The organism is Paeniglutamicibacter sp. MACA_103 (genome assembly GCF_045798555.1).
Taxonomy (GTDB): domain Bacteria; phylum Actinomycetota; class Actinomycetes; order Actinomycetales; family Micrococcaceae; genus Paeniglutamicibacter.
In genome coordinates this window covers 46,035-70,498 of record NZ_JBIXLN010000009.1, presented here as the reverse complement: position 1 = coordinate 70,498, position 24,464 = coordinate 46,035, and the positions used below count along the sequence as shown (strand labels likewise).

The window sequence follows — 24,464 nt, the reverse complement described above, 5'->3', positions numbered from 1 at the left end:
CCGCTGTTGCTTTGAGCAGTGACAGGATCCAGCCGGCTCGGCTGAAATCGCATCGATATGCCATTCGCTTGGGCTTGCGGTTCTTGGCATAGGCTGTTCGTGGTGCTGTGGGTCGCACCGGTTGGAAGTGATTCCATCCACATTTGGGGCTATCTGCTCCATGCCTGAGGAGACTGCAGTGGACGACGAAATCGAACTCATCGGTGATGAAAACGGCATGGCGCTCATCGGCGATCCATTAGCAATTGAGCGCTTTCTGGCCTCTGAAAACCTGCCGTCCAAAGACCTCGGATTGCAGAGGCTGGGTACGGCTTTCAGCGCAGGGGCCGGGGTAGCGCAGGCCGGCTCCGAAATTGCTGCGAATGCTGGTCGGTGGGTGAAACTAACCGAGAGATCAGCAAAAGCGTTCAAAGCCAGTGACCTAATGAAAGGTTCGGAGGAAGGGTTTCGCCGGACCGTTCTCGTGAAGAATGGAAAGATCACTGGTCTCCTCGAAATAGTTAAGACTCCGACGCAGATTCTGACTAACCCTGCAGTCCTGACTGGCGTCGCCGGGATCATGTCGCAGGTTGCGATGCAACAGGCGATGGACGAAATTACGGACTACTTGGCGATAATCGACGAGAAGGTCGACGACATACTTCGTGCCCAGAAAGACACGGTGTTGGCCGACATGATCGGGGTTGGACTGGTTGTCGACGACGCAATTACTACGCGCGATACGGTCGGGCGAGTTTCGGACGTTACCTGGTCCAAAGTGCAAGCGGCTCCTCTGACAGTTGCAAGCACCCAGATGTACGCGCTGCGTCAGTTGGACGCACTCGCGGAGAAGATCGAGCGCAAGTCAAAAATGGGAGATCTGGCCAAGGTAATCCTTGAGGCAGAGCCTAAGGTTCGAGAGTGGATTGCGGTCCTGGCTCGTTGCTTCCAACTATATGATGCGCTGGCGGTGCTTGAACTTGACCGTGTACTTGATGCCTCGCCTGAGGAACTAGACGACCATCGTCGGGCTCTTCGTGTTGCTCGGCAAAACCGACTGAACCAGATTACTCGAAGTACTGAACAGCTGATTGGAAGAATGAATGCAGCCGCGGGATGGGCCAACACGAAAGTCCTCCTTCATCCGGCATCCGCACGCACTGTGGTTCATTCGAGTAACAGGGTTGAACTTTCGGTTGGTGATTTCCACAAATGCCTGGGAATTGAGGATGGCCAGCAAACTGTTGAAGCCAAACGTTGGATCGAAGCAGTTGACGATGTTCGGAACAGGCTCATCGAAACGGGGGCAGATGGATTCGACGCCACCAAGCGCATCAGCAACGATGCACGTGACCTCGCAAAGAACACGACTAACAAAGCCCTCGAAACGGGAGCAGGCGGGGTCGATGCGACGAAACGCTTCGGCACTGAAGCACTAGGCAAGGCACGAACGGCAACGGACAAGGTTTCAAGTGGAATTGCTGGGCGGGTGCTTCGTCGGCGCGGGGACGTAAAGGAGCCTCGCGATCATTCCTGAGGTCGTTTGTCGCCCGGCAGATGTTCGGCGGTGACATTGGCGCTGACGGCATTGGCATCGACATCCTTGGCGGGCGGGCGGGCGGGCGGACGCACGCCGTAGGCGGCGACGAGAATTCCGCCCTTAAGTAACAAATTGTCGAAGTGTATCGGAACGAATCAGGCGATCGAGCAACGACTCCAGCAAATGTCGAATTAGGTACGTCTACCGGGGGATTCGACCGACGACGTGGCCGGTGCTGCCCACTGCAGCAGCCTCCCACCGTACTCGCCATTGTTTGGCAAGCGATCCTCGGAGATGTGTTCGCGGATCTCGGCATCGATTGACCGTAGTAGTGATGGCCGAGCTTGTTCCCTGCCGGGGAACTCGTCTCAACCATGGAAGACACCGCTGGCCGCCCACTCTCGTTGAATGCGGCGTGCACTTTGAGGATCCGCGAGAGAGGCTTTTGTAAAGTCTTTTGTGATAATCTGCAGAGGTGGGCAGGATTGCGCTGTTTGCTATGTGCCCTTGCGTGCGTTGTGCTCCTGAAATGCAGGCCTAAAGGTAAAGGTTTTCCGATTGACGATCGAGGTGAAATTGCGGGGGGCAGACCCGGAGAACCAAGATCATCGCGAAGCGCTACGACATGTTTAAGTGGGTAATGAAATGATCCGAGCACGCTGTGCTACGGCCGTGTTGGGGCTGTTGGTGGCGGTTACCGGGTGCGCGTCCGAGGCGCCGACCAGTACGACCGAAACTGAAGGGAAGGCCCCCGCGGAGGGTGTGTTGACCTGGCAAGAAGCCAAAGCCCATTCCCAAGCAATCGAACTAGAGATTGCGGAGCTAATTCCCAAAGACAAAGTGGTCAAGATAGAGCAAGGTGAAACCGGTACCCTCCTCAGTTGTTCGGAGACAGAACATAACTGGAACGGAACATCCATGGTGACCCTGGTCAAAGACGCAGAGGAGGAACCTCTTGTGAGGGCAATTGAAGCGCACTACCAGGACAGCCACTTCACGGTTGAAAACGACGTGAATATTAGCGGCAACTACAGGGTGCAGTTGTTGCACCCCGATTCCGCAGAAAATTACCTCATCTCGGCGGGATGGGACACCGATACGATTCGCATCTCATCCGGTTCTGCCTGCTTTGCGCTGCCGGAGGGTGTGTCTTCACGCGGAGAATTCTAGGCATCGATCGCAGTGGTGACGACATCCTGACTCGCCCAGATGGTGTGGTTCGCTTGACCGCCGCGTCATCTGGCAATGACGCCGCCAACGTAAATGACGACGGACCAGTCATGGCGACGCCCACCAGGATGATATCTGCGGAGTATTCAAGGTCAAGGCGCCGGCGCAATCGTCAGCGTTGCCGGGCGGGTTGTTCGCTGAATCGGCCCACCCACGATTGCGCCACGGATTGGACATGACGACATGCTTGAGAGGGCAATGAAATGATTCGAACACGTATGACTGCTGCCGCGTTGATTCTGTTGGTGGCGCTTACTGGGTGCACGTCCGGGGCGCCGACCAGCACGACCGGAATCGGAGGGAATGCCCCTGTGGAGAGTGAGCTGACGTGGCAGGAAGCCAAGGCCAAGGCCCAGGCAATGGAGCGGGAAATCGCCGGCCTCATTCCCGAAGACAAGGTGGCCAAGATCGAGCAGCGGGAGACGGGCCTGATGTTCAGTTGCTCCGAGGAACAACATACTTGGGACGGCTCAACCAACGTCACATTAACTAAGGGCACCGAGGAAGAATCAATCTTAAAGGCGATTGAGGCGCACTACCAAGATGGTCCCTTCGCCATCAAAACCGATTTCGACATCGTCGGAGACTATCGGGTGCAATTACGCTCACGAGATAGCGCGGAAAGCTACCTCTTCGGCATAGATGAGCCCGGAACGATCCACATTTCATCGGGGTCTGCCTGCTTTACACTGCCGGAGGGTGTGGATCCAGGAGATGACTTCTAGGCTTTGACGCTTACGGTGAGCGCGCACGGGGTGGCCCAGACATATGGGGTATCTAGTTTGATCTAGCTGATCTCGGGTTGCGCGAATAATGCACGCAATACCATGACAATGCTGCGAAGCGGTGGGCCGGTACTGGCACGATGGGAGCAAACACTTCCTCTGTCTTCTGCCCCGGGCCGCCCTCGCTGATCTTGGGTGTGGCACCTGCAGATCAGGGCTCGGTGTGTGGCCCGACCCGACAGTGCCCTCCGGTGGGGGTGTGACCCGTTTGGCTTTCACAAGCATTAGGCTGTTGCCCATGAGTGTTTTCGCAGTCGAATATGTGTACGCCGCCGGTTCCGATGCCATCCGTGACGAGCACCGTCCCGGGCACCGAGAGTTCCTGTCCGGATTGGCCGGCGAAATCGCGCTTGTCGCCTCCGGCCCGTACGTGGACGGATCCGGCGCCCTGTTGCTGTTGTCGGCGCCCTGCCAGGCGGCACTGGCCGAAACCCTGAAGAACGACCCGTTCGCGGTCAGCGGCTCCATTGCCGCCCTGCGGATCACCGAATGGAGCCCGGTCACGGGTGAGCTCAGTCACCACGCCTAGGTAGCAAACCCGCGTGATCACGGCACTTTGCCGCCGTGCCCGCGCGTCCGGCTTCGCCCTGCGAGATTACGGCCCCACGGGTCGGACCGCGGGGGGATAATGGAAAAAGCTTCCATTCTCAACACCTCGGAGGAAATCTTGACCTCGATCCCGGTCAGCCTCGGCATGCCATCGACGCCACCCCCGGTCCTCGCACCGCGACGCAAGACCCGACAGATCAAGGTCGGTTCCGTCGGCGTCGGTTCCGACAGCCCGGTCAGCATCCAGTCGATGACCACGACGCCGACCACCGACATCAACGCCACGCTGCAGCAGATCGCCGAGCTCACCGCCACCGGCTGCGACATCGTGCGCGTAGCCTGCCCGTCGGCCGACGACGCGCTGGCGTTGCCGATCATCGCAAAGAAGTCGCAGATCCCCGTGATCGCCGACATCCACTTCCAGCCGAAGTACGTCTTCGCCGCCATCGATGCAGGCTGCGCCGCGGTCCGCGTGAACCCCGGCAACATCCGCAAGTTCGACGACCAGGTCAAGCAGATCGCCGAGGCCGCCAAGGCCGCCGGCACCTCCATCCGCATCGGCGTCAACGCCGGGTCGCTGGATCCCCGCCTGATGGAAAAGTACGGCAAGGCCACCCCCGAGGCGCTGGTCGAATCCGCCGTCTGGGAAGCCTCGCTCTTCGAGGAGCACGACTTCCACGACTTCAAGATCTCGGTCAAGCACAACGACCCGGTCGTCATGGTCCGCGCCTACGAGCTCCTGGCAGAACGAGGCGACTGGCCGCTGCACCTGGGCGTCACCGAGGCGGGACCTGCCTTCCAGGGCACCATCAAGTCGGCCACCGCCTTCGGCGCCCTGCTTTCCAAGGGCATCGGCGATACCATCCGCGTCTCGCTCTCGGCCCCGCCGGTCGAAGAGGTCAAGGTCGGCGCGCAGATCCTGCAGTCGCTGAACCTGCGCCCGCGCAAGCTGGAAATCGTTTCCTGCCCGTCCTGCGGCCGCGCCCAGGTCGACGTCTACACCCTGGCCGACCAGGTCACCGCCGGGCTGGAGGGGCTCGAGGTCCCGCTGCGCGTGGCCGTCATGGGCTGCGTCGTCAACGGACCGGGCGAGGCCCGCGAAGCGGACCTCGGCGTGGCCTCGGGCAACGGCAAGGGACAGATCTTTGTGAAGGGCGAAGTCATCAAGACGGTGCCCGAAGACCAGATTGTTGAGACACTGATTGAAGAGGCGATGCGCATCGCCGAGGAAATGGGGGACGTGGATGGAGAAAATCCTGTCCAAGGTGGCCCCGTGGTTACCGTCAGCTAGACGCAACCCGGGCGCCGGAGAGTCACTCTCGGCAGGTATCCGCGTCCTGGACGATGCGGACACCTCGGCTCTCCGCGCCCTCGTTTCCTCCGACCCGGTCGCCAACATCTTCATGGATGCGCAGCTTGCGGTCACCGGATCCGCCCGGCCCGGACTGGGCGGATCGCTCATCGTGGGCAGGTTCGACGGCGCGCTGCTGGTCTCGGCCTGCTGGATCGGGGCCAACATCGTCCCCATCAATGTCACCGCCGAGGACGCCGAGGAATTCGGCCAGGTGGTGAGGTCGCTGAACCGCAGCTTTGCCTCCTGCTTCGGCCCCGCCGAAGCGGTCATGGGCATGTGGAAGGTGCTCGTCGACGGACCTCAGCAGGCCTTCAGCGTGCGGCCCAACCAGCCCTTGATGACGCTTTCCGGCGCGCCCGCCGTAGCGCCGGAGCAGTCGCTGCGCGCCAGCCATGGGGGGGAGTACGATCTGGTCCTGCCCGCCTGCGCCCTGATGTTCGAGGAGGAGCTCGGCTACTCGCCGCTGGTCAACGGGGGATCGTTCTACCGCTCCCGGGTCCGCTCGCTGATCCAGTCGGGACATTCGCTGATCGCCCTGGACACCCACGGCGCGATCCGCTTCAAGGCCGAGCTGGGCACCGTGACCACGCGCGCCACGCAGATCCAGGGTGTCTGGATGAACCCCGAGCACCGCGGCGGCGGACGGGCGGCGGGCTTCATGGCCGCGGTCGCCGACTACGCGCTGCGCCTGGCCCCCACCACCAGCCTCTACGTCAACGACTACAACGCCCCGGCCCTTGCCACCTATCGCAAGGTCGGCTTCGAGGAAGTCGGCGAATTCGCCACCATCCTCTTCTGACCCGCCCGGCAGTTGCCGGAAACCCACCAACCACGGATGCGGCGCTCCCCAAGGCGGGCCGCCGACCGGAAAGCCAGACGCGACGAACCCGCATGCCAAGGACCAACGAACCCATTCGCAAGACCCTCGCCGCGCTGGGGACCGCCGGCCTGCTGCTGGCCCTGGCCGGCTGTACCGATGCCCCGGCCCCGGGCCCGTCATCCCCGTCCCCGACCCCCGTCGAGGTGACCGTCACAGCACCGGGCTCCACGGGATCGACGGCGAGCCCCGGTACCGCGACCGAGTTGGGGTACCTGGATGCCGCGGCGCTGAAGAACGCCGTGCAGCAATGGGCCAACGCGACCCCGGGAACCGTCGTCAACGACCATGAAACGCTGCGCAAGCAGTTGCCGCAGGCGCAGAAGTGGCTCGAGGGCATCACCGTGGTGCCGGCCAAATGCGGGCTCTACGGGATCGGCAGCCTCAAGGACCAGCTGGACCAGGCCGCCATGGCCGCTGCCGTGCTGCCGCAGCAGGCCGGCGGGGACCTGACGGTCGCCTCCTACCGGGACCGGGCCGCCCTGGTGGCCGACGTGGCGGCGCAGCAACACCTGGATGAATCCTGCGGCACCTACACCGTCGTCGCGGACGGCCAGAAGATCGTTTCGAAGCTGTCGCGGCTCGAGGCCATGAGTTCGGCCCCCTACACCTCGGCCACGATGCTCGAAAGCGTGAACGGCAAGGCAAAAAGCCGGCAGGTGTCGGTTCGCGTCATCGACGGGCACCTCATGCTGACGGCTTCCCGCGCCGTGAAGGACACCCCGGAAGCCGCGGCCGCCCAGGCGCTCCAGGATGCCGAAGCCATGCTGGGGATCCTGCGCGCGGCGGGACCTGCGGCTACGCCTGCCCCGTAAGCTCAGTACACCCCGCTCCGGTTTTCCCTCCCCGCCACCAGACCTGTTGAGCGTGCCCGGGCAGCGGCGGGAAATTCGTGCCGAATATTTCCTCCCGCGGCTGGTTTTACTGTGTAGGGTGTTGCCCATGGCCGACCTTCAGTTGGCCGGCACCGCGTTCCATTCACACGCCTCGGGGGAGAAGATGAAGAAGACAGCACTGTGGGCACTGCCCTTCGCAGCAACACTTGCAATCACCGGATGCGCGGCGGAATCCACGCCGGATCCAGCCGCCCAGCCAAGTTCCGGCGCAACCCCCACGCCGGCAACCGCGTCGGACCCGGCCACCCAGCCAAGCTCCGGCGCAGCCACCGAACCGGCCGCAACCACGCCGGAATCACATGCCGCCTCCGGCAAGCAGCTCACCGCGAACCAGCTGGTGAAGGTCGCGCAGACCCTGAAAAAGGAATACGGAAAGGACGATGCACAGATCCTCAAGGACGCCGAACTTCGGGCAAGCATGGGCACCATCGAGGAGATCGTGTCGGGCATGAAGGTCAGCCCGGCGGAGTGCGGCGAATTCGCGGTTGCCGGCATCAGCGAGACGCTCGAACAGGTCACCATGGCGGTATTGCTCCTGCCGGCCGAGCCCAACGACGTGACCACCAGCATCAGCATCGCCTCCTACCCGGACGCCGAGTTCCTGGAGAAACTGGTACAGCAGGCCGGGGAAAACAAGGTCGGGTGCAGCAAATTCACCCTGACTATGCAAGGCCAGGAAGCCTCCGCGGAGGTCAAGGACGCCAAGGCCAGCACCACGGCGCAGACCACGATCGCCACGGTGACCGACGTGAAGGTGCTGGGCCAGGAGATCACGACGCTGACCGTGGCCGGCTATGACGGCCAAAGCAACGTCTCGGTCAGCATCTCCCAGCCCGAGGACATGGACAAGGCCGTGGCGAAGGCCGAGAAATACATCGACCTGGCCCTGCAGCACATCGCCGGGCAGTAGCAGCCCGTCCACCCGATGCGCCACCGGCCGGCAAGCACCCCTCGCCGGGTGCCCGCCGGCCGGTGCCGCGTTGCACGCGATGCCAAGGGGCACCGGGTCGGCAAAGTAGGATGGGACAAGTGCCTTGCGGCGCCATGCCCCGACGCGGACCCCCGTGGACGGCAGCGGCGGCCCGCCCGGGGCGAAAGCCGCGGAACCAAGGATTTGCACCCCACCACTATGTTGTGGCCTGGAAAATGGCCGCGGAAATGGAAAGTTAGCGTGGTCCTAAAGCTCTCCACCCTGTTCCTGCGCACGCTGCGCGAAGATCCGGTCGACGCCGAGGTCGCCAGCCACAAGCTGCTGGTCCGTGCCGGGTACATCCGCCGTGCCGCGCCCGGGATCTACACCTGGCTGCCGCTGGGCCTGCGCGTCCTGGGCAAGGTGGAGGCCATCATCCGCGAGGAGATGAACGCCATCGGCGCCCAGGAAGTCCACTTCCCGGCCCTGCTGCCGCGTGAACCCTATGAGACGACGGGCCGCTGGACCGAGTACGGCGAGGGACTCTTCCGCCTCAAGGACCGCAAGGGAGCGGATTACCTGCTGGCACCCACCCACGAGGAAATGTTCACCCTCCTGGTCAAGGACCTGTACAACTCCTACAAGGACCTGCCGGCCTACCTGTACCAGATCCAGAACAAGTACCGCGACGAGGCACGTCCCCGCGCGGGCCTGCTGCGCGGACGCGAATTCATCATGAAGGACTCCTACTCCTTCAACATCGACGACGAGGGCCTGGAAGAGGCCTACCAGGCGCACCGCGCCGCCTACCTGAAGATCTTCGGCCGCCTGGGCCTGGAGATCCTTCCGGTCTTCGCGACCGCCGGCGCCATGGGCGGGTCGAAGTCCGAGGAATTCCTGCACCCGACCGCGGTCGGCGAGGACACCTTCGTCCGCTCGCCCGGCGGCTACTACGCCAACGTGGAGGCCGTGACCACCGTGGTGCCGGCGGACATCGACTTCACCGATGCCCCGGCCTTCGAGGTCCTGGACACCCCGGACACCCCGACCATTGAGACCCTGGTGGCCTGCGCCAACGAGGTGGCCCCGCGCGCCGACGGCGCCTGGGGCGCGGTCGACACCCTGAAGAACGTCGTGCTGGCGGCCACGCTGCCCACCGGCGAACGCCAGCTGGTGGCCATCGGCCTGCCCGGTGACCGCAACGTGGACCTCAAGCGCGTCGAGGCGAACATCTCCGCGCACCTGGAAACTGGCGGCGAGGTCGGGCTCGAGGCCGCGACCGAGGACGACCTGAAGAAGCACCCGACCCTGGTCAAGGGCTACATCGGCCCCGGCCTGGGCGAGGACGCCAAGGTCCTGGGACTTGAGGGTTCCTCCAAGATCTTGTTCCTGGTCGACCCGCGCGTGGTCGCCGGCACTTCCTGGGTCACCGGCGCCAACGAATCCGGCAAGCACGTCTTCGGCCTGGTGGCCGGGCGCGACTTCACCTGGGACGGCACCATCGAGTGCGTCGAGGTGCTCGCCGGGGACCCGGCGCCGGACGGATCCGGCCCGCTGGAAACCGCCCGCGGCATCGAGATGGGCCACATCTTCCAGCTCGGCCGCAAGTACGCCGAGGCCCTGGATTTGAAGGTGCTTGACCAGAACGGCAAGCTCAAGGTCGTCACCATGGGCTCCTACGGCGTGGGCGTCACCCGCGCTGTCGCCGCCCTGGCCGAGTCCAACCACGACGAGAACGGCCTGGTCTGGCCGCGCAATGTGGCCCCGGCCGACGTGCACCTGGTGGTCACCGGCAAGCAGGCCGAGCTCTTCGAGGCCGCGCAGAAGATCGCCGACGAGCTGCACGCCGCCGGCGTCGAGGTCATCTACGACGACCGTCCCAAGGTCTCCGCCGGCGTGAAGTTCTCCGATGCCGAGCTCATCGGCGTGCCGACCATCGTGGTCATCGGCCGCGGCCTGGCCGATGGTGTGGTCGAGGTCAAGGACCGCGCCACCGGGGAGCGCACCGACGTTGCCGTGGACGAGGTCGTCGCGCAGCTGATCAGCCTCGCCAAGGGCTAGGCATGATCGAGGCGGCGGCGCTGCTTGACGGTTCCGGGCTCCAGTCAATGGAGCCCGGAACCATTGCGCTGATCGTGCTCGCCGGCTTTGCCGCGGGCTGGGTCGACGCGGTGGTCGGCGGCGGGGGACTGCTCCAGCTGCCCGCGCTGCTGCTGGTGCCCGGCATCTCCCCGGTGCAGGCGCTGGCCACCAACAAGATGGGCTCCATCTTCGGCACCACCACGAGTGCGGTGACCTACTACCGCCGTGCCCACCCGGATTTGAAGACCGCGATCCCGATGGCCATGGTCGCGCTGGCCGGTTCCTTCGGCGGCGCGATCCTGGCCACGCTGCTGCCCGAAGAGGTCATCAAGCCGGTCATCATCGCCGCGCTGGTGGCCGTGGGCCTGTTCACGCTCTTCAAGCCCACGGCCGGGGAACTGACGCAGCTGCGGCACACCGGTTCCCGGCACTATGCGGTGGCGGGGGTGATCGGGCTGGTCATCGGCGGCTACGACGGGCTGATCGGCCCGGGCACCGGGTCGTTTTTGATCATCGCGATGGTCGCCTTCATGGGCTACAACTTCCTGGCCGCCAGCGCCAAGGCCAAGATCGTGAACATGGCCACCAACCTCGGCGCGCTGGCGTTCTTCCTGCCCTCCGGGCACCTGCTCTGGGGGATCGGGCTGGTGCTGGGCGCGGCGAACATGGCCGGCGGCTACCTGGGCGCGCGCATGGCGGTGTCCAAGGGCAGCCGGTTCATCAGGATCGTCTTCCTCTCCGTGGTGGGCGCGCTGATCCTCAAGCTGGGCTACGACGTGCTGTTCCCGGCCGCGTAGGCAAGCAAAAACACCCCCACATGGGTGCGGCTCCCTGACCCTCAAACCGGCGTGCCGGTTCGATGGTCGGGGAGCCGTTCCTCGTTGGACGCAGCTAGCGCGTCGGCTTGAGCACCATGGCCGAGCCGCCGCCGCGACGCGTCGGTTCGGCCGCCGCGGTCATGGTGCCGTCCGGGGCGAACTCGATGGCCTCGAGCGCACCGATCTCCGCCTGCGGCGTGAACGAATCTCCGGAAGGCACGAACTCGTGGCCGAAGACCTCCAACGCCGTGCCCTGCGATTCAATGAATTCCGGTTCGGCCGTGACCTTGGCCGTGTTGCGCTGCGAGGCGCGCGGTGCGGCAATCGCCTCGGGCAGGCTCATGCCCAGATCCACGCGGTTGACCAGGGTCTGCAGCACCGTGGTGATGATGGTCGAACCGCCCGGCGAGCCCAGGGCCAGCAGCGGCTTGCCGTCGGAGAGCACGATGGTCGGGGACATCGACGAGCGCGGACGCTTGCCGGGGTCGATCCGGTTGGGGTCGGCCGGGTTGTAGACGGTGGAGAAATCGGTCAGTTCGTTGTTCAGCAGGAAGCCGCGCCCCGGAACCACGATGCCCGAGCCTCCGGTCTGCTCGATGGTCAGCGTGTAGGACACCACGTTGCCCTTCGCATCGGCCACGGACAGGTGGGTCGTGGAGTAGTTCTCGGTGTCTGTTTCCTCGGCCGGTGCGGCGGTGGTCGCCGGGCAGAGCCCGTCGTAGTCCGTGACATCGCCGGGGGCCACGGGCTTGGCGGCCGCCTGTTCGGGGTCAAGCGCGCAGGCGCGTTCGGCGCCGAACAGCGCGTCGGTCAGGGTGCCGGTGGGAACGTCCACGAAGGCCGGGTCGCCCACGTACTTTCCGCGGTCGGCGAAGGACAGCGCGCTGGCCTCGAGGTAGTGGTGGATCGCGTCCGGGCCCTCCATCGCGGAGAGGTCGTAGTTTCCCAGGATGTTCAGGGCCTCCCCGACGGTGGTTCCGCCGCTGGACGAGGGGGCCATGCCGAAGACCTCCAGCCCGCGGTAGTCGACCTTGGTGGGTTCCTGTTCGAGGACCGAGTAGTCGGCGAGGTCCTGGGTGCTCAGGTGTCCGACCGGCACGGGCAGCTCGGTGTCCTCGGCGATGGGCGGGGCCTGCACGGCGCCGGCGATGTCCTCGGCCAGCGCCCCGTTGTAGAACGCCTCGATCCCGTCGCGGGCCAGCAGCCGGTAGGTGCGGGCCAAGTCCGGGTTCTTCAGGATGCTGCCGGCCTGCGGGGCATCGCCGCCGGGCAGGTAGAGCTCGCTGGTGGAGTCGAACGCGGCGAAGCGTTCCTTGTTGTCCAGGGTCTGTTCGCGGAAGGTCTCGTCCACGACGAAGCCGCGGGTGGCGGCCTTGATGGCCGGCTGCAGGGCCTGCCCGAGGCTGAGCGAGCCCCAGTTCTCCAGCGCCCGCTGCCAGGTGGCCGCGGTGCCGGGAACGCCCACCGAGACGCCGCTGGTCACCAGCTCGGGGGTGAACGGATAGGGTTCCGAAGTGGCGGGATCGATGAACGCGTCGTGCGGCATGTTCGCCGGGGCGGTTTCCCGCCCGTCGATGGTGCTGACCTTTCCGGAGGCGGCGTCGTAGTAGACGAAGTACCCGCCGCCGCCGATGCCGGCGCTGTAGGGTTCGGTGACGCCGAGGGTGGCCGCAGCGGCAACGGCGGCGTCCACCGCGTTGCCGCCCTTGCGCAGCACGGCGACGGCGGCCGCCGAGGCCTCGGCATCGACGGTGCTCACCGCCCCTCCGGTACCGGTGGCGGTGGCCTGTTTCTCGGTTTGCCGCGGCTCCGCGACGGCCGGGGCCGCGGTGATGGCTCCGGCGACCAGCGTGAGTGCCGCGGCGCAGGCCGAGGCATGAATGAATCTGCGTGACACAGGGTTCTCCTTGATGGCTGTGCGAGTGGGACACTGCCAACGTATGGGCCCGTTAGCCGCCAGCCTGCCGTGACACGCCTCACATGGCGGTTTCGTTTGGGGACGGCCACGGTGCACGGTGCGGGCACCGGAGGGACGAATAAGCCAAATGCCAAGCTGGCCTGCGCCCCCACTGTGTGTCGGCGCGCTGCTCATGGGCCTCGGCTACGAAGTGCTTCTCCCGGCCGCATATCCAACGCCGGTATCGTTTGACGCCCCGAACCGGGCTGCTAGGTGATGCCTGTCATGCCGGTTCCAGCATGACAGGCATCAGGTAATCGCGACTTTCCCGGTAAACCAGAAATCCTCTGGACCAGGTCAACGCGGAGCCTGTTGTTAGAGCCCGGCGCAGCGATGCAATCCGAGAGATTGCAAATACTCTCGCTCGATGCAACAGCGATCCATCGGGCAAGGGCGGCACGTGCCCATTGCCGTCAGGGATAATGCAACCCCTGCCAGTTCCGGGATTGTGGACTGTGGCATTTGGCGTTGAAACATGGAGCAGGCCAGAGAGCTAGAGACCGGTCTTACTTACGCCGTACTCCGCCTGCTTCTTTGTGAAGCCTTCAAATACCAGCTGGTCAATCAGGCCCTTTCGCGAGAAAGACGTGTAATCGAGGTAGTTTTCGGCGGACTTTGCAGCCTGTTCATTCCAGTCGACCGTCACACGGTCCACCGCCCACGTTGCGTCCTTGGTTGAGTAGTCCTCGAACTCCAATTGGGAGATCAGCCCAGTGCGTGAAAAGGCCGTGTACTCGAGGTAGCTCTCGGCAGCCCCCAGCGCGTTTTGCTGACTGAGTGTCCCGGCCTCTGCCTTTGCCTTCGCTTCGGCCTCTGCTTCGGCCTTGGCGCTGGCTTCCGCCTCGGCTTCTGCTTCGGCCTTGGCGCTGGCTTCAGCCGCAGCCTTGGCCTTTTCGCTGGCATCTGCTTCGGCCTTGGCACTGGCCTCCGCCTCAGCTTCCGCCTTGGCGCTGGCTGAGGCGTCAGCGGAGGACACTACGGGTGCCGCTGCTGCTGTCTCACTGGGAGACGCGACCACCGATTCCGTGGTTGTCGGGGCGGAGGACGGTTGCTCGTCGCTGCCACCACAGGAGCCAACGATGATCAGGAGCACGATAAGACCGGCGATGCCGATGCCAATTTTCTTGCCCCGGCCCATGGGCTTCTTGGGTTCCTGGCTGACGGGGACCGAAAAGCCGGAGACTGGCGGGGTGGCCCCTGGCGATCCGGTCGAAGGTGAGACAGGAACTCCGGCTGCGCTGAATGCGGGCATCACGGACATGTACAGGTACGGGTTGGCTGAATACTCTTCCGGCGGCGTCGCAGGGAGACCATTCTCATCGTGAACCCACATGGGCCAACCGGCTGGTGGGGCACCCCAAGCAGAGTCCGGAACCCACGACGGTGCGGGCCGGAAACCGGCTGGAAGGTGTTGTAGCCAAAGCGGTGGCGGATTGAAACGAACAGACATGGTTCCCCCTAATGACGATTGCGAATCGGAACCGCCCCCAACCTCCCCGGCAGCCCCTACGCAGATCGTAGCCCGTGGCAGAGACAGTTTGTGGCTCGCGGTGACAGACCTGTGCTTAGGTGCTTCGGTGGACTCTTCAGCCCCCGGTCCTGCCGCTGCCACGGATGGTCGCGAATTACATTCTGCAATCACGGGCATCTACCAGCAGCGCCCTTTCAAACCCGAGGCGAAACAGATGTGAACCAGGTCGCCCCGAGCCGGCAGCGGACCTGCTTTGGGGAAAACGGTGTCCTTTTGGACGCTACCCGTCGGAAGGCAAAGCGGATTCGGCCGCGGCTGCTGCGCCCTCGACTTGGGTGAAGTCCGGCGCGACGCCGGTGACCTGGCGGGCGTGGAGCGCCTGGGCCCAGGCGGCCTTCAACAGGTAGGCCCGGGAGTCCCCGGCCTGGGTCGCGGCGGCGTCCCGCAACAGCAGCGCCAATTGCGCCTCTCCGCTGCGTGCCGCATCCATCGGGTTTTGGATGGCGTCGGCCGGCAGCTGGTAGGCGGGCTGCCGCAGGGGTTCGCAGTTGAGTTCCGCACCGAACTGCTTTTCCACCGCCTGGGCGAAGTCCACCAGCAATGCGGACCTGTTCCAGGCGGCGGTGCGCAGCCCGGCGCTGGTCCGTGCCCCGGCGACGTCATAGGCGTAGCCCATCCGGTAGGCGGCGTCGGCGACCTGGCCCAGCAGCCGGCCGGAGTCGGGTGCCTCGGTTCCCGTGGGTGCGGAGGAGGGGCAGGAGGAAACCGCGAACGCGGGCATCTTGGCCCGCACCGCCGCGTCGGTGGTGGCTCCACCGATTGCCGGAGCGGAGTCGGTGCTGGAGTCCGAATCCGTGGTGGATTCCGAATCCGTGGGAGTTGCCGCCGCGGCCGCCGCTTCCGGTTCCGCGGTGCCGCCCGGCACGGGCAGGGCGTCGAGCGCCGCCTGCGTCGCCCCGGAGGAGGCGAGCACCGTGCGGGCCTGGACGAGCAGTTCCAGGCCGGAGCCGGAAAGCCTGCGGGCTTCCTGCCCGTCCGCCCCCAGGGACTGGGTTAGCAGGGCGTTGCCGGTCTGGGCCAGGAGCCGCGAAAATTCGGCCGCGGTCAACGGCGGGGCCGCGGAAGAGTCGGCGGCCGAAGGCTCGCTTCCGGTCCCGGATGCGGAGGCCCCGGACGCCGTCGATGCCGCCGGCAATCCGGGTGTGAGTAATTCGACATGCTCGGCCAGCATGGTGCGGGTGCCCTGCAAAGCGGCAGCCAACTTGGACGCTCCGGAAGTGGTCGGAGAGCTGCTCATTGCATCGAGCGCGGCGAGCAGGACGGGCAGTTCCGCGGCCGGGTCCGGGGCCGCCTCGACTACCGGTTCGGTGCCCAATATTCGTTGCCATGTAGGGGATTCGCGGTTCAGGTACACCCCGGTGCCGAGCGTTGAGGCGGCCACGGCAAACACCGCCGCCAAAGCCAGCAGGGGGAGCCGGGCGGCGCTGCGGCGGGGTCGGCGGGAAACACGATCACTGGGGTCCTGGGGGTGCTGATCCATCACCTTGATCATCCCATGGACCCGGCAAGGGGGAAGCCCGCGGGGAACCGGGCAGACGGATGGCCCCAAAAGTCGCTACCCTAGGATTCACAACATCGAATAATGTGGGAGGACTTTCATGACCGGCAAGCCGGCAGACATCCAGCTCGAGGCGGCCCGCCTCACCGAACTACTGGAGCCCACCGTCGCCTCCCACCAGCTGGTGCTTGAAGAAGTCGAGGTCCGCCGTGCCGGGGACCAGCGCATCGTGCACGTGGTGGTCGACGCTACCGAGGGCACCGAGGGCATCCTGCTCGACCAGGTGGCCGAGGTCTCCCGCTCCATTTCCGAGGCCCTGGACAAGGACCCGCACGACACCTCGGACCCGTACGAACTTGAGGTTTCCTCCCCGGGCACCTCCCGTCCGCTGACCCTGCCGCGCCACTGGCGCCGCAATGTCGGGCGCATGGTGAAGGTCAACGTGATCGGCGAGGACAACCTGCTCGGCCGCCTCACGGAGGTCACCGACGAGGGAATCACCATCATCCCGGAAATCGCCGTGAAGAAGGGCATGAAGCCCAAGGTCGGCGAACCGCGCACCCTTGAATTTGGATCGATCCGCCGCGGCAACGTCGAGGTGGAGTTTGCCCGTGCCGAGAGCGCGGACCTCACTGAACTAGAACTTGACGACGAAGACGACGAAAACGTGGAGGCCTGAGTTGGACATTGATATGAGCGCGCTGCGCATGCTCGAAAAAGAGCGGGAAATCCCTCTCGAGGTGCTGATCCCCACCATTGAGCAGGCCCTGCTCATTGCCTACCAGAAGTCCCCGGGTGCGATGCCGCAGGCACGCGCCGAGGTCGACCGCCGCAACGGCCACGTGACGATCTTCGCCACCGAGACCGAGGAAGACGGCACCGTGGTGGGCGAGTTCGACGACACCCCCACTGGCTTCGGCCGCATCGCCGCCTCGACCGCACGCCAGATCATCCTGCAGCGCCTGCGCGACGCCGAGGACGACAACGTCGTGGGCGAGTTCAAGAACAAGATCGGCGAGATCGTCTCCGGGCAGATCCAGCAGGGCAACAACCCGATCATGGTCCAGGTGAACCTGGGCACCGTGGAGGCCTTGCTGCCGCCGCCGGAACAGGTGCCGGGCGAGAAGTACCCCCACGGCAACCGCATCCGCTGCTACGTGGTGGACGTCAACCGCGGCCCCAAGGGCCCGGCCGTCACCCTCTCGCGTTCGCACCCGAACCTGGTTCGCCGCCTCTTCGAGCTCGAGGTCCCGGAGATCGCCGACGGCGCCGTGGAGATCGTCGCCCTGGCCCGCGAAGCCGGGCACCGCACCAAGATCGCCGTGCAGGGCAACATCCCGGGCGTCAACGCCAAGGGTGCCTGCATCGGTGAAATGGGTTCGCGCGTGCGTGCCGTCATGACCGAGCTGAACGACGAGAAGATCGACATCGTCGACTTCAACGAGGACCCGGCGAAGTTCATTGCCTCGGCACTGTCCCCGTCGAAGGTCGTCTCGGTGACCATCACCGATCCGGCCACCCGCTCGGCCCGCGTCGTGGTTCCGGACTACCAGCTCTCGCTGGCGATCGGCAAGGAAGGGCAGAACGCCCGCCTGGCCGCCAAGCTCACCGGCTGGCGCATCGACATCATCTCGGATGCGGTCGACGCCAAGTAGCCACACCCCGCTTCAGGGCCGTCGCGCCCCGCGACCGGTTGGCACCTTTTTGGTGCCGACCGGCCGTGGGCCGGCGGCCCTTTGCCGTCCGGATCCCGGCCCGGCATCCCCGTGAAGTGTGAGCGATTCGAGTGTCCCAGGGCACGCTCCACGGATTGACGAAACGCGCTAGACTTGTCTGTGGTCCACTACGCATGGTGGCAAATCAATTTCGGGAGAAGAACCAACGTGTCAATGCAGCATCAGCCGCAGCGCACGTGTATTGGTTGCCGAGTGGTGGCGGACCAGAACCAGCTGAAGCGCTGGGTGTTGAGGGAAAGGGACGGAAAATTCGTTCCCGTGCCCGATCCCACCCGGAGCTTTCCCGGGCGGGGTGCTTGGCTGCACCCGAACCCGGAATGTGCCCAACGCGCCGTGCAACGCGGGGCATTCGCGCGGTCCTTTCGGACCAACGTGGATGTTTCCGCACTTGTGTCGGAGCTGCGGGCCAAGGACAGGACCCAACCTGGGAAACCGGCCTTTACAAACGTCCAACCTGAAAGCGGGTCAGAAATCTGATGGAAACCCGATGAGTTCCAAGCGATGAGCGCCTAACGATGACAAATCGCTTATGCGTCGCAGCGCCTGTGGCATCCGTTTTGGATGCTGGGCTAGACAGCAAACGTTGGTTCGTGCCAAAAACTTTTTGACAAGTGGCGCGGACCTTCAGACAGGAGAAATGTGGCTAAGGTCCGCGTACACGAGCTCGCCAAAGAGCTCGGAATCACTTCAAAGGATGCAGTTGCCAAACTGCAGGAAATGGGCGAATTCGTCCGTTCCGCATCCTCAACCATCGAGGCACCGGTAGTGCGCAAGCTGCGCTCCGCGTTCCCCGACGCTGCCCCGGCAGCACCCAAGGCAGCACCGGCAGCCAAGGCTCCGGCCGCCCCGGCAACCCCGGGCGCCACGGCCCCGAAGCCGGCCGGCACCACGCCTGCCCCGGCAGCACCCGCCGCCGAAGCACCGGCAGCCCCGGCTGCACCCGCGGCTCCGGCAGCACCCGCCGCCTCGGCTTCGGCCGCACCGCGTCCGGGCGCCAAGCCCGGTGCACCGCGTCCGGGCAACAACCCGTTCTCCTCCCAGCAGGGCATGCGCCCCGCCGGTGAGAACGCACGCCCCGAGCGCACCGAGCGTACGGACCGCCCCGAGCGTTCCGCAGCACCCCGTCCGGGTGCCAAGCCCGGCGGACCGCGTCCGGGCAACAACCCGTTCGCATCCCAGCAGGGCATGCGCGCTTCCGGCCCCGGCGCCGGTGGCCCCCGTCCGGGCGGTCCCCGCCCGGGTGGCCCGCGTCCCCCGGCAGGCGCCGGCGGACCTCGTCCCGCAGCAGGTGCCGGCGGTCCCCGCCCGGCAGGTGCCGGTGGAGCACGTCCGGGCGCACCGCGTCCGGCCGGTGCACCCGGTGCAGGCCCGCGCACCCCGGGAGGCGCTCGCGCTACTCCCGGCATGATGCCCAACCGCACCGAACGTCCGGCTCCGGCCGGTGCACGTCCGGGCGGAGCAGGCGGCCGCGGCGGTCCGGCACGTCCGGGCGGCGCCCCGGGCGCAGCTCCCGGCGCAGCCGGTGGCGGCGGCGGTTACAAGGGCGGCGGCGGTCCCAACCGCGGTCGCGGTGGAACCCAGGGCGCCTTCGGCAAGGGCGGCGCAGGCCGCGGCAAGCAGCGAAAGTCCAAGCGCGCCAAGCGCCAGGAACTTGAGCAGATGAGTGCTCCGTCGCTGGGCGGCGTGAGCGTGCCCCGCGGCAACGGCTCGACCGAGATCCGCCTGCGTCGTGGTGCCTCGATCACCGACTTCGCCGACAAGATCAACGCCAACCCGGCCGCATTGGTCACCGTGCTCTTCCACCTGGGCGAAATGGCTACCGCCACCCAGTCCCTGGATGAGGCGACCTTTGACGTCTTGGGTGCAGAGCTCGGCTACGTTGTCACCGTCGTGTCCCCCGAGGACGAAGAGCGCGAATTGCTCGCCTCGTTCTCGATCGACTTTGACGCAGAGCTTGATGCCGAAACCGAAGACATGCTTGAGGCACGTCCGCCGGTGGTCACCATCATGGGTCACGTTGACCACGGTAAGACCCGCCTGCTCGACGCGATCCGCAAGTCCAACGTCATCGAGGGCGAAGCCGGCGGCATCACCCAGCACATCGGTGCGTACCAGATCCACCACATCCACGAAGACATCGATCGCGCGATCACCTTCATTGACACCCCGGGCCACGAGGCGTTCACCGCCATGCGTGCACGTGGTGCCAAGGTCACCGACATCGCGGTATTGGTTGTTGCAGCGGATGACGGCGTCATGCCGCAGACGGTTGAGGCGTTGAACCACGCCAAGGCCGCCGGCGTTCCGATCGTTGTCGCAGTGAACAAGGTCGACAAGGACGCGGCGAACCCTGACAAGGTCAAGGGCCAGCTGGCCGAATACGGCCTGGTTCCGGAGGAATACGGTGGCGACACCATGTTCATCCACGTCTCCGCCCTGCAGAAGATGGGTATCGACGAACTGCTCGATGCAGTGCTGCTGACCGCAGACGCCGCGTTGGACATGCGTGCCAACCCGGACAAGGATGCCCGCGGCATCGCCATCGAAGCGAACCTCGACAAGGGTCGCGGCGCCGTGGCAACCGTGCTGGTCCAGTCCGGTACCCTGGCCGTCGGCGACACCATCGTCGCCGGTACCGCACACGGCCGTGTGCGTGCCATGTTCGACGAGAACGGCGAGAACCTCGACGTTGCACTGCCCTCGCGCCCGGTCCAGGTCCTCGGCCTGTCCTCGGTTCCGCGTGCAGGCGACACCTTCCTGGTGACCGACGACGAGCGCACCGCCCGCCAGATCGCCGAGAAGCGCGAAGCAGCGGACCGCAACGCGGCCCTGGCCAAGCGTCGCAAGCGCATCACCCTGGAAGACTTCGACCAGGCTGTTGCCGATGGCAAGATCGACACCCTCAACCTCATCCTCAAGGGTGACGTTTCCGGTGCCGTGGAAGCCCTGGAAGATTCGCTGCTCAAGATCGACGTGGGCGAGGGCGTGCAGCTGCGCGTCATCCACCGCGGCGTCGGCGCGATCACCCAGAACGACGTCAACCTGGCAACCGTTGACAACGCCATCATCATCGGCTTCAACGTCAAGCCTGCTGAGCGCGTTGCGGACCTGGCCGACAAGGAGGGCGTCGACATGCGCTTCTACTCGGTCATCTACGGCGCCATCGATGACATCGAACTGGCACTCAAGGGCATGCTGAAGCCCGAGTACGAGGAAGCCCAGCTGGGCACCGCGGAGGTCCGCGAGGTCTTCCGTTCCTCGAAGTTCGGCAACATCGCCGGCTCGATCGTTCGCTCCGGAACCATCCGACGCAACTCCAAGGCACGCGTCCTGCGCGATGGCAAGGTCATCGGCGAGGGCCTCACCGTGGATTCGCTCAAGCGGTTCAAGGACGACGCCACCGAGGTCCGCGAGGGCTTCGAATGTGGTATCGGCCTGGGCTCGTTCAACGACGTCAAGGACGGCGACACGATCGAGACCTACGAAATGCGCGAAAAGCCGCGCGCTTAATCATTATCAAGCGCTGCTAATCGACGGTGGGGGGCCGCAACCGCACAGGTTGTGGCTCCCCGCCGTCGAAGCGCATTAAACGGCACCCCTCGCGGGTGCCGGGAAAAGGAGTGAACGTGGCTGACTCAGCTCGCGCCGCAAAACTGGCCCAACGCATCAAGGTCGTCGTGGCCCAGGCCCTGGGCAAGGCCGTCAAGGACCCGCGCGTGGAGGCCATCACGGTCACCGACGCGCGCGTGACCAACGACCTGCAGCACGCAACGATCTACTACACGGTCTTCGGCGACGAAACGGCGAAGGCCGACGCTGCTGCCGCCCTGGAGAAGTCCAAGGGCGTCCTGCGCAAGGAGGTCGGACGGAACGTGACTGTCCGCCTGACCCCCACCCTGGAATTCGTTGCCGACGAGATCCCGGTGAACGCGTCGAACCTCGAGGCGCTGCTGCGCGTCGCCAAGGCCAAGGACGCCGAGGTTGCCGCACTGGCGGCCGGCAAGTCCTTCGCCGGCGATGCAGATCCGTACAAGCACGACGAGGAAGAGGAAGACGCCTCCTAAGTCGTGCTTCGCTTCCGCCCGCGCGTCGGGCACTAGGAAACCCCGGACGGGAGCCTGCTTTTGCAGGATCCCCGCCCGGGGTTTCTTGTTTCGCCAGGAACGCTTGGAGCGTGCGACTACTTGATGGAGGCGGTCACCAACTTGCCCGAGGGCGTCAGAGCCTCGGTGCTCGCGACCAGTTTGTTGTTGCGGATGGCGACATCGCTGGCCATCATCGCGGGCAACACGGTCACCCCATGTCCATTGACGATCTTGGCAACGCCGCTGCCGAAGAGCTCGGCCACGTAGACGTTGCCCCTCTTGTCCAGGGCGATGCCCGTGGGGCCGCTAAGCCCGGTGGCGACCGTTTGGGTCTTCTTGGTGTGGAGGTTCATCTTGTAGACCTTGCCCTTGGACAGGGACTCACCCGGAACCCCGGGCAGCACGGTGTAGTACAGCCAGTTGCCCTTGATGGTGATGTCGGTGGGAACGGGCTGGGCCCAGTACGTGTGGCCGAGCATGCAGTCGGGCACGGTGATGTCCATTTCAGCGGCGGCCTCCTGGACCGCCTCGGTGATGGTGACGGGTTCGGCCGGAACCTTCTTCACCAGCGAGACCTTGCCTTGGTTGTTCACGTGCAGGATGGCGTTGGCCCCCGCGTCTCCGACATACACGCCGTTGCGCCCCGGGAGGCTGGAATACGGGTGCGAATAGAGCTCGCCCATGGAGCGCAGCTCCGGTGCCTGGGCCAGGCAACTGGCCGAGGCATCCCGGACCCCGTACACGGTCTGGCCGTCGGGGTCGTGCTTCCTTTCGAACTTGGCCAAGTCGGTGATGGTGCGGGTCTTGCCCTGCTTGTCGATGGACTTCAGCAGGGCGGGGGTGAGCCCGGAGGGCGGTTCCTCGCCGGTGGCCCCGGCATTCTCGAAGTAGTACGTGGTGCCGCGGGCGTGGGAGACCCCGGCGATTTCCTTGCCCGGGGCATTGACCAAGGTGGTCTTCGCGCCGGTGGGGGAGACGGAGGTGATCTTGCCGGCGAATGCCTCGGCAACCAGGATCCTGCCCTCCGGTCCGAAAGCGACCTTCAGCGGGCCGCCGAGCCCTTCGGCGAGCGTCTTGACGTTGGTGATGGCCGGTGCCGGCTGTTGGTGGGTGTTGTGGGCCTGGGCCGGGGCGACGCTGAGCGTCACCGTCATGGCCGAGGCAGCGGCTACCGCCGCAAATGCGCGAAACTTCATGCTGGAGGTCCTTTTCAAAAGAACTGGACGCACCGCATGGTCGCGGTGCGTGAACTATTGAACCGGCTCGTTTCATCGCGCGACATGGCCCCCAGGTCGCGGCAGGATGGCCGCGGTCGAGCTGTGGCATTGCGGAGCAACACGAAAGGCTGGCGAGTGACGCCGATGAAGAAATGACGAGTGGATGCCGTGAAAACGGGACGAGGGTGTTGGCGCCCCCAGCTGCCCCTTGCCCGACACATGTGATCCGGCCGTGGCCAGACACCCAGAACGCTAGGCCGAGGGCATCGTGAAGTCAATGCCGCACGTTGTCCTGCTTCTCGATGGCCTCGGCCCGGGATGCCTCGCTGCCGAGCTCCTTCGATGGCCGCGCAGGTGACTTGTCTGACGTGGGGGCGTGGGCCGGGGCCCGGGAATCGTGGATAGCTTGGCCACATTGGTCCAAGGCAAACCGGCGTCGGGAAATTGCCCCCAGGGAACCGGCCTATACTGGAGGGCGTGAAAACAGCCGCGCAGAACCCCACGGAACCCATTGGCTCAGGCCTGGTCATTGTCGACAAACCGCAGGGTTGGACGAGCCATGATGTGGTTGGCCGCACGCGCCGGCTTGCAGGTACCCGCAAGGTCGGACACGCGGGCACCTTGGACCCGATGGCCACCGGCGTGCTGGTGCTTGGCATCAACAAGGCCACCCGCCTGCTGACCTACATCGTGGGCGCCAACAAGACCTACACCGCCACCATCCGCCTGGGGGAGTCGACCATCACCGACGACGCCGAGGGTGAGATCGTGCAGACCCGGATCGCCGCTGCGCTCACCGAAGAGGCCATCCACGCCTCCATTGCCAAGCTCACCGGCCCGATCGAGCAGGTGCCCTCCTCTGTCAGCGCCATCAAGGTCAATGGCGAACGCGCCTACGCCCGCGTGCGCGCCGGGGAAGACGTGAAGCTTGCGGCCCGCCCGGTCACCATCCACCGCTTCGAGGTCCACGACATCCGCCGCGAACGCGGCGGCAAGGTCCTGGACATCGACGTGACCGTCGAATGCTCCTCTGGCACCTACATCCGGGCCCTGGCCCGCGACCTGGGCGAGGACCTGGCGGTGGGCGGGCACCTGACCGCGCTGCGCCGCACCGAGGTCGGGCCCTACACGCTGGAGCGCGCACGCACCTTGGAACAGCTGGCCAAGGACTTCGAGTACCTGCCGCTGGATAAGGCCGCCGACGCGCTGTTCACCCGACGCGACCTGAGCGAGCACGAGCGTTCCGAGCTTTCCTACGGCCGGAGGATCGGCCTGAACGACACCGAGGAGATGACCGCGGCCTTCGCCCCGGACGGGACCCTGGTGGCGCTTCTGAAGAACAAGGGCGAGAACGCCAAGCCCGAATTGGTGTTTGCCACCGCTTCCTAGGCAATGGCGTTCCGGGAGAAACCGGTGACCG

20 protein-coding genes are annotated in these 24,464 nt (G+C 65.4%); 16 read left to right on the top strand and 4 right to left on the bottom strand.

What is annotated here, in order from left to right:
* The first annotated feature begins 178 nt into the window (after positions 1 to 178).
* The 10 genes from ACIPVK_RS06240 to ACIPVK_RS06195 all read left to right on the top strand — a co-directional run bounded on the left by ACIPVK_RS06240 (position 179) and on the right by ACIPVK_RS06195 (position 10,999).
* Positions 179 to 1,516, top strand: a complete 1,338-nt coding sequence (locus ACIPVK_RS06240; RefSeq protein ID WP_407611096.1) for a hypothetical protein — start codon at positions 179 to 181, stop codon at positions 1,514 to 1,516.
* A 768-nt stretch (positions 1,517 to 2,284) separates the two neighbouring features.
* On the top strand, positions 2,285 to 2,689 hold the full coding sequence (locus ACIPVK_RS06235; RefSeq protein WP_407611095.1) for a hypothetical protein: 405 nt from the start codon (positions 2,285 to 2,287) through the stop codon (positions 2,687 to 2,689).
* A 371-nt stretch (positions 2,690 to 3,060) separates the two neighbouring features.
* On the top strand, positions 3,061 to 3,474 hold the full coding sequence (locus tag ACIPVK_RS06230; RefSeq protein ID WP_407611094.1) for a hypothetical protein: 414 nt from the start codon (positions 3,061 to 3,063) through the stop codon (positions 3,472 to 3,474).
* Between the two features lie 298 nt (positions 3,475 to 3,772).
* Positions 3,773 to 4,063 (top strand): YciI family protein, encoded by a 291-nt coding sequence (locus ACIPVK_RS06225; protein ID WP_407611093.1) that lies wholly within the window; start codon positions 3,773 to 3,775, stop codon positions 4,061 to 4,063.
* Between the two features lie 165 nt (positions 4,064 to 4,228).
* On the top strand, positions 4,229 to 5,374 hold the full coding sequence (gene ispG / locus ACIPVK_RS06220) for a flavodoxin-dependent (E)-4-hydroxy-3-methylbut-2-enyl-diphosphate synthase (RefSeq protein WP_407611138.1): 1,146 nt from the start codon (positions 4,229 to 4,231) through the stop codon (positions 5,372 to 5,374).
* Complete coding sequence (locus ACIPVK_RS06215) at positions 5,328 to 6,236, top strand: GNAT family N-acetyltransferase (RefSeq protein WP_407611092.1); 909 nt, start codon at positions 5,328 to 5,330, stop codon at positions 6,234 to 6,236. The genes ispG and ACIPVK_RS06215 overlap by 47 nt, the downstream gene beginning before the upstream one ends.
* Before the next feature lie 92 nt (positions 6,237 to 6,328).
* Positions 6,329 to 7,129, top strand: a complete 801-nt coding sequence (locus ACIPVK_RS06210; RefSeq protein WP_407611091.1) for a hypothetical protein — start codon at positions 6,329 to 6,331, stop codon at positions 7,127 to 7,129.
* A 127-nt stretch (positions 7,130 to 7,256) separates the two neighbouring features.
* On the top strand, positions 7,257 to 8,120 hold the full coding sequence (locus ACIPVK_RS06205; protein ID WP_407611090.1) for a hypothetical protein: 864 nt from the start codon (positions 7,257 to 7,259) through the stop codon (positions 8,118 to 8,120).
* A gap of 261 nt (positions 8,121 to 8,381) precedes the next feature.
* Positions 8,382 to 10,181: a proline--tRNA ligase gene (locus ACIPVK_RS06200; RefSeq protein WP_407611089.1), complete on the top strand. Its 1,800-nt coding sequence runs from the start codon at positions 8,382 to 8,384 to the stop codon at positions 10,179 to 10,181.
* A gap of 2 nt (positions 10,182 to 10,183) precedes the next feature.
* Positions 10,184 to 10,999, top strand: a complete 816-nt coding sequence (locus ACIPVK_RS06195) for a sulfite exporter TauE/SafE family protein (RefSeq protein WP_407611088.1) — start codon at positions 10,184 to 10,186, stop codon at positions 10,997 to 10,999.
* A gap of 94 nt (positions 11,000 to 11,093) precedes the next feature.
* Here ACIPVK_RS06195 and ggt read toward each other — a convergent pair whose 3' ends face one another.
* The 3 genes from ggt to ACIPVK_RS06180 form a co-directional block, all read right to left on the bottom strand.
* On the bottom strand, positions 11,094 to 12,917 hold the full coding sequence (gene ggt, locus ACIPVK_RS06190; protein WP_407611087.1) for a gamma-glutamyltransferase: 1,824 nt from the start codon (positions 12,915 to 12,917) through the stop codon (positions 11,094 to 11,096).
* Between the two features lie 553 nt (positions 12,918 to 13,470).
* Positions 13,471 to 14,115: an Ltp family lipoprotein gene (locus ACIPVK_RS06185; protein ID WP_407611086.1), complete on the bottom strand. Its 645-nt coding sequence runs from the start codon at positions 14,113 to 14,115 to the stop codon at positions 13,471 to 13,473.
* 613 nt (positions 14,116 to 14,728) lie between these two features.
* The gene (locus ACIPVK_RS06180; protein ID WP_407611085.1) at positions 14,729 to 15,988 is read right to left on the bottom strand and encodes a hypothetical protein; all 1,260 of its coding nucleotides are present in this window, start codon (positions 15,986 to 15,988) and stop codon (positions 14,729 to 14,731) included.
* 118 nt (positions 15,989 to 16,106) lie between these two features.
* Here ACIPVK_RS06180 and rimP point away from each other — a divergent pair, with 118 nt between their 5' ends.
* The 5 genes from rimP (at position 16,107) to rbfA (ending at position 21,806) form a co-directional block, all read left to right on the top strand.
* Complete coding sequence (gene rimP / locus ACIPVK_RS06175) at positions 16,107 to 16,685, top strand: ribosome maturation factor RimP (RefSeq protein ID WP_407611084.1); 579 nt, start codon at positions 16,107 to 16,109, stop codon at positions 16,683 to 16,685.
* Between the two features lies 1 nt (position 16,686).
* A complete protein-coding gene (nusA, locus tag ACIPVK_RS06170; RefSeq protein WP_407611083.1) occupies positions 16,687 to 17,661 on the top strand; it encodes a transcription termination factor NusA in 975 nt (324 codons plus the stop codon).
* 234 nt (positions 17,662 to 17,895) lie between these two features.
* Positions 17,896 to 18,219, top strand: a complete 324-nt coding sequence (locus ACIPVK_RS06165; protein WP_407611137.1) for a YlxR family protein — start codon at positions 17,896 to 17,898, stop codon at positions 18,217 to 18,219.
* A gap of 162 nt (positions 18,220 to 18,381) precedes the next feature.
* On the top strand, positions 18,382 to 21,252 hold the full coding sequence (infB, locus tag ACIPVK_RS06160) for a translation initiation factor IF-2 (RefSeq protein ID WP_407611082.1): 2,871 nt from the start codon (positions 18,382 to 18,384) through the stop codon (positions 21,250 to 21,252).
* 116 nt (positions 21,253 to 21,368) lie between these two features.
* Positions 21,369 to 21,806: a 30S ribosome-binding factor RbfA gene (gene rbfA / locus ACIPVK_RS06155; protein WP_407611081.1), complete on the top strand. Its 438-nt coding sequence runs from the start codon at positions 21,369 to 21,371 to the stop codon at positions 21,804 to 21,806.
* A 116-nt stretch (positions 21,807 to 21,922) separates the two neighbouring features.
* On the opposite strand, the gene ACIPVK_RS06150 is transcribed toward rbfA, so the two are convergent.
* Entirely contained in the window at positions 21,923 to 23,023 is a 1,101-nt protein-coding gene (locus ACIPVK_RS06150; RefSeq protein WP_407611080.1) for a ScyD/ScyE family protein, read from the bottom strand.
* A 498-nt stretch (positions 23,024 to 23,521) separates the two neighbouring features.
* Between ACIPVK_RS06150 and truB the strand changes: the two genes are divergently transcribed.
* The gene (truB, locus tag ACIPVK_RS06145; protein WP_407611079.1) at positions 23,522 to 24,433 is read left to right on the top strand and encodes a tRNA pseudouridine(55) synthase TruB; all 912 of its coding nucleotides are present in this window, start codon (positions 23,522 to 23,524) and stop codon (positions 24,431 to 24,433) included.
* Positions 24,434 to 24,464 lie beyond the last annotated feature (31 nt).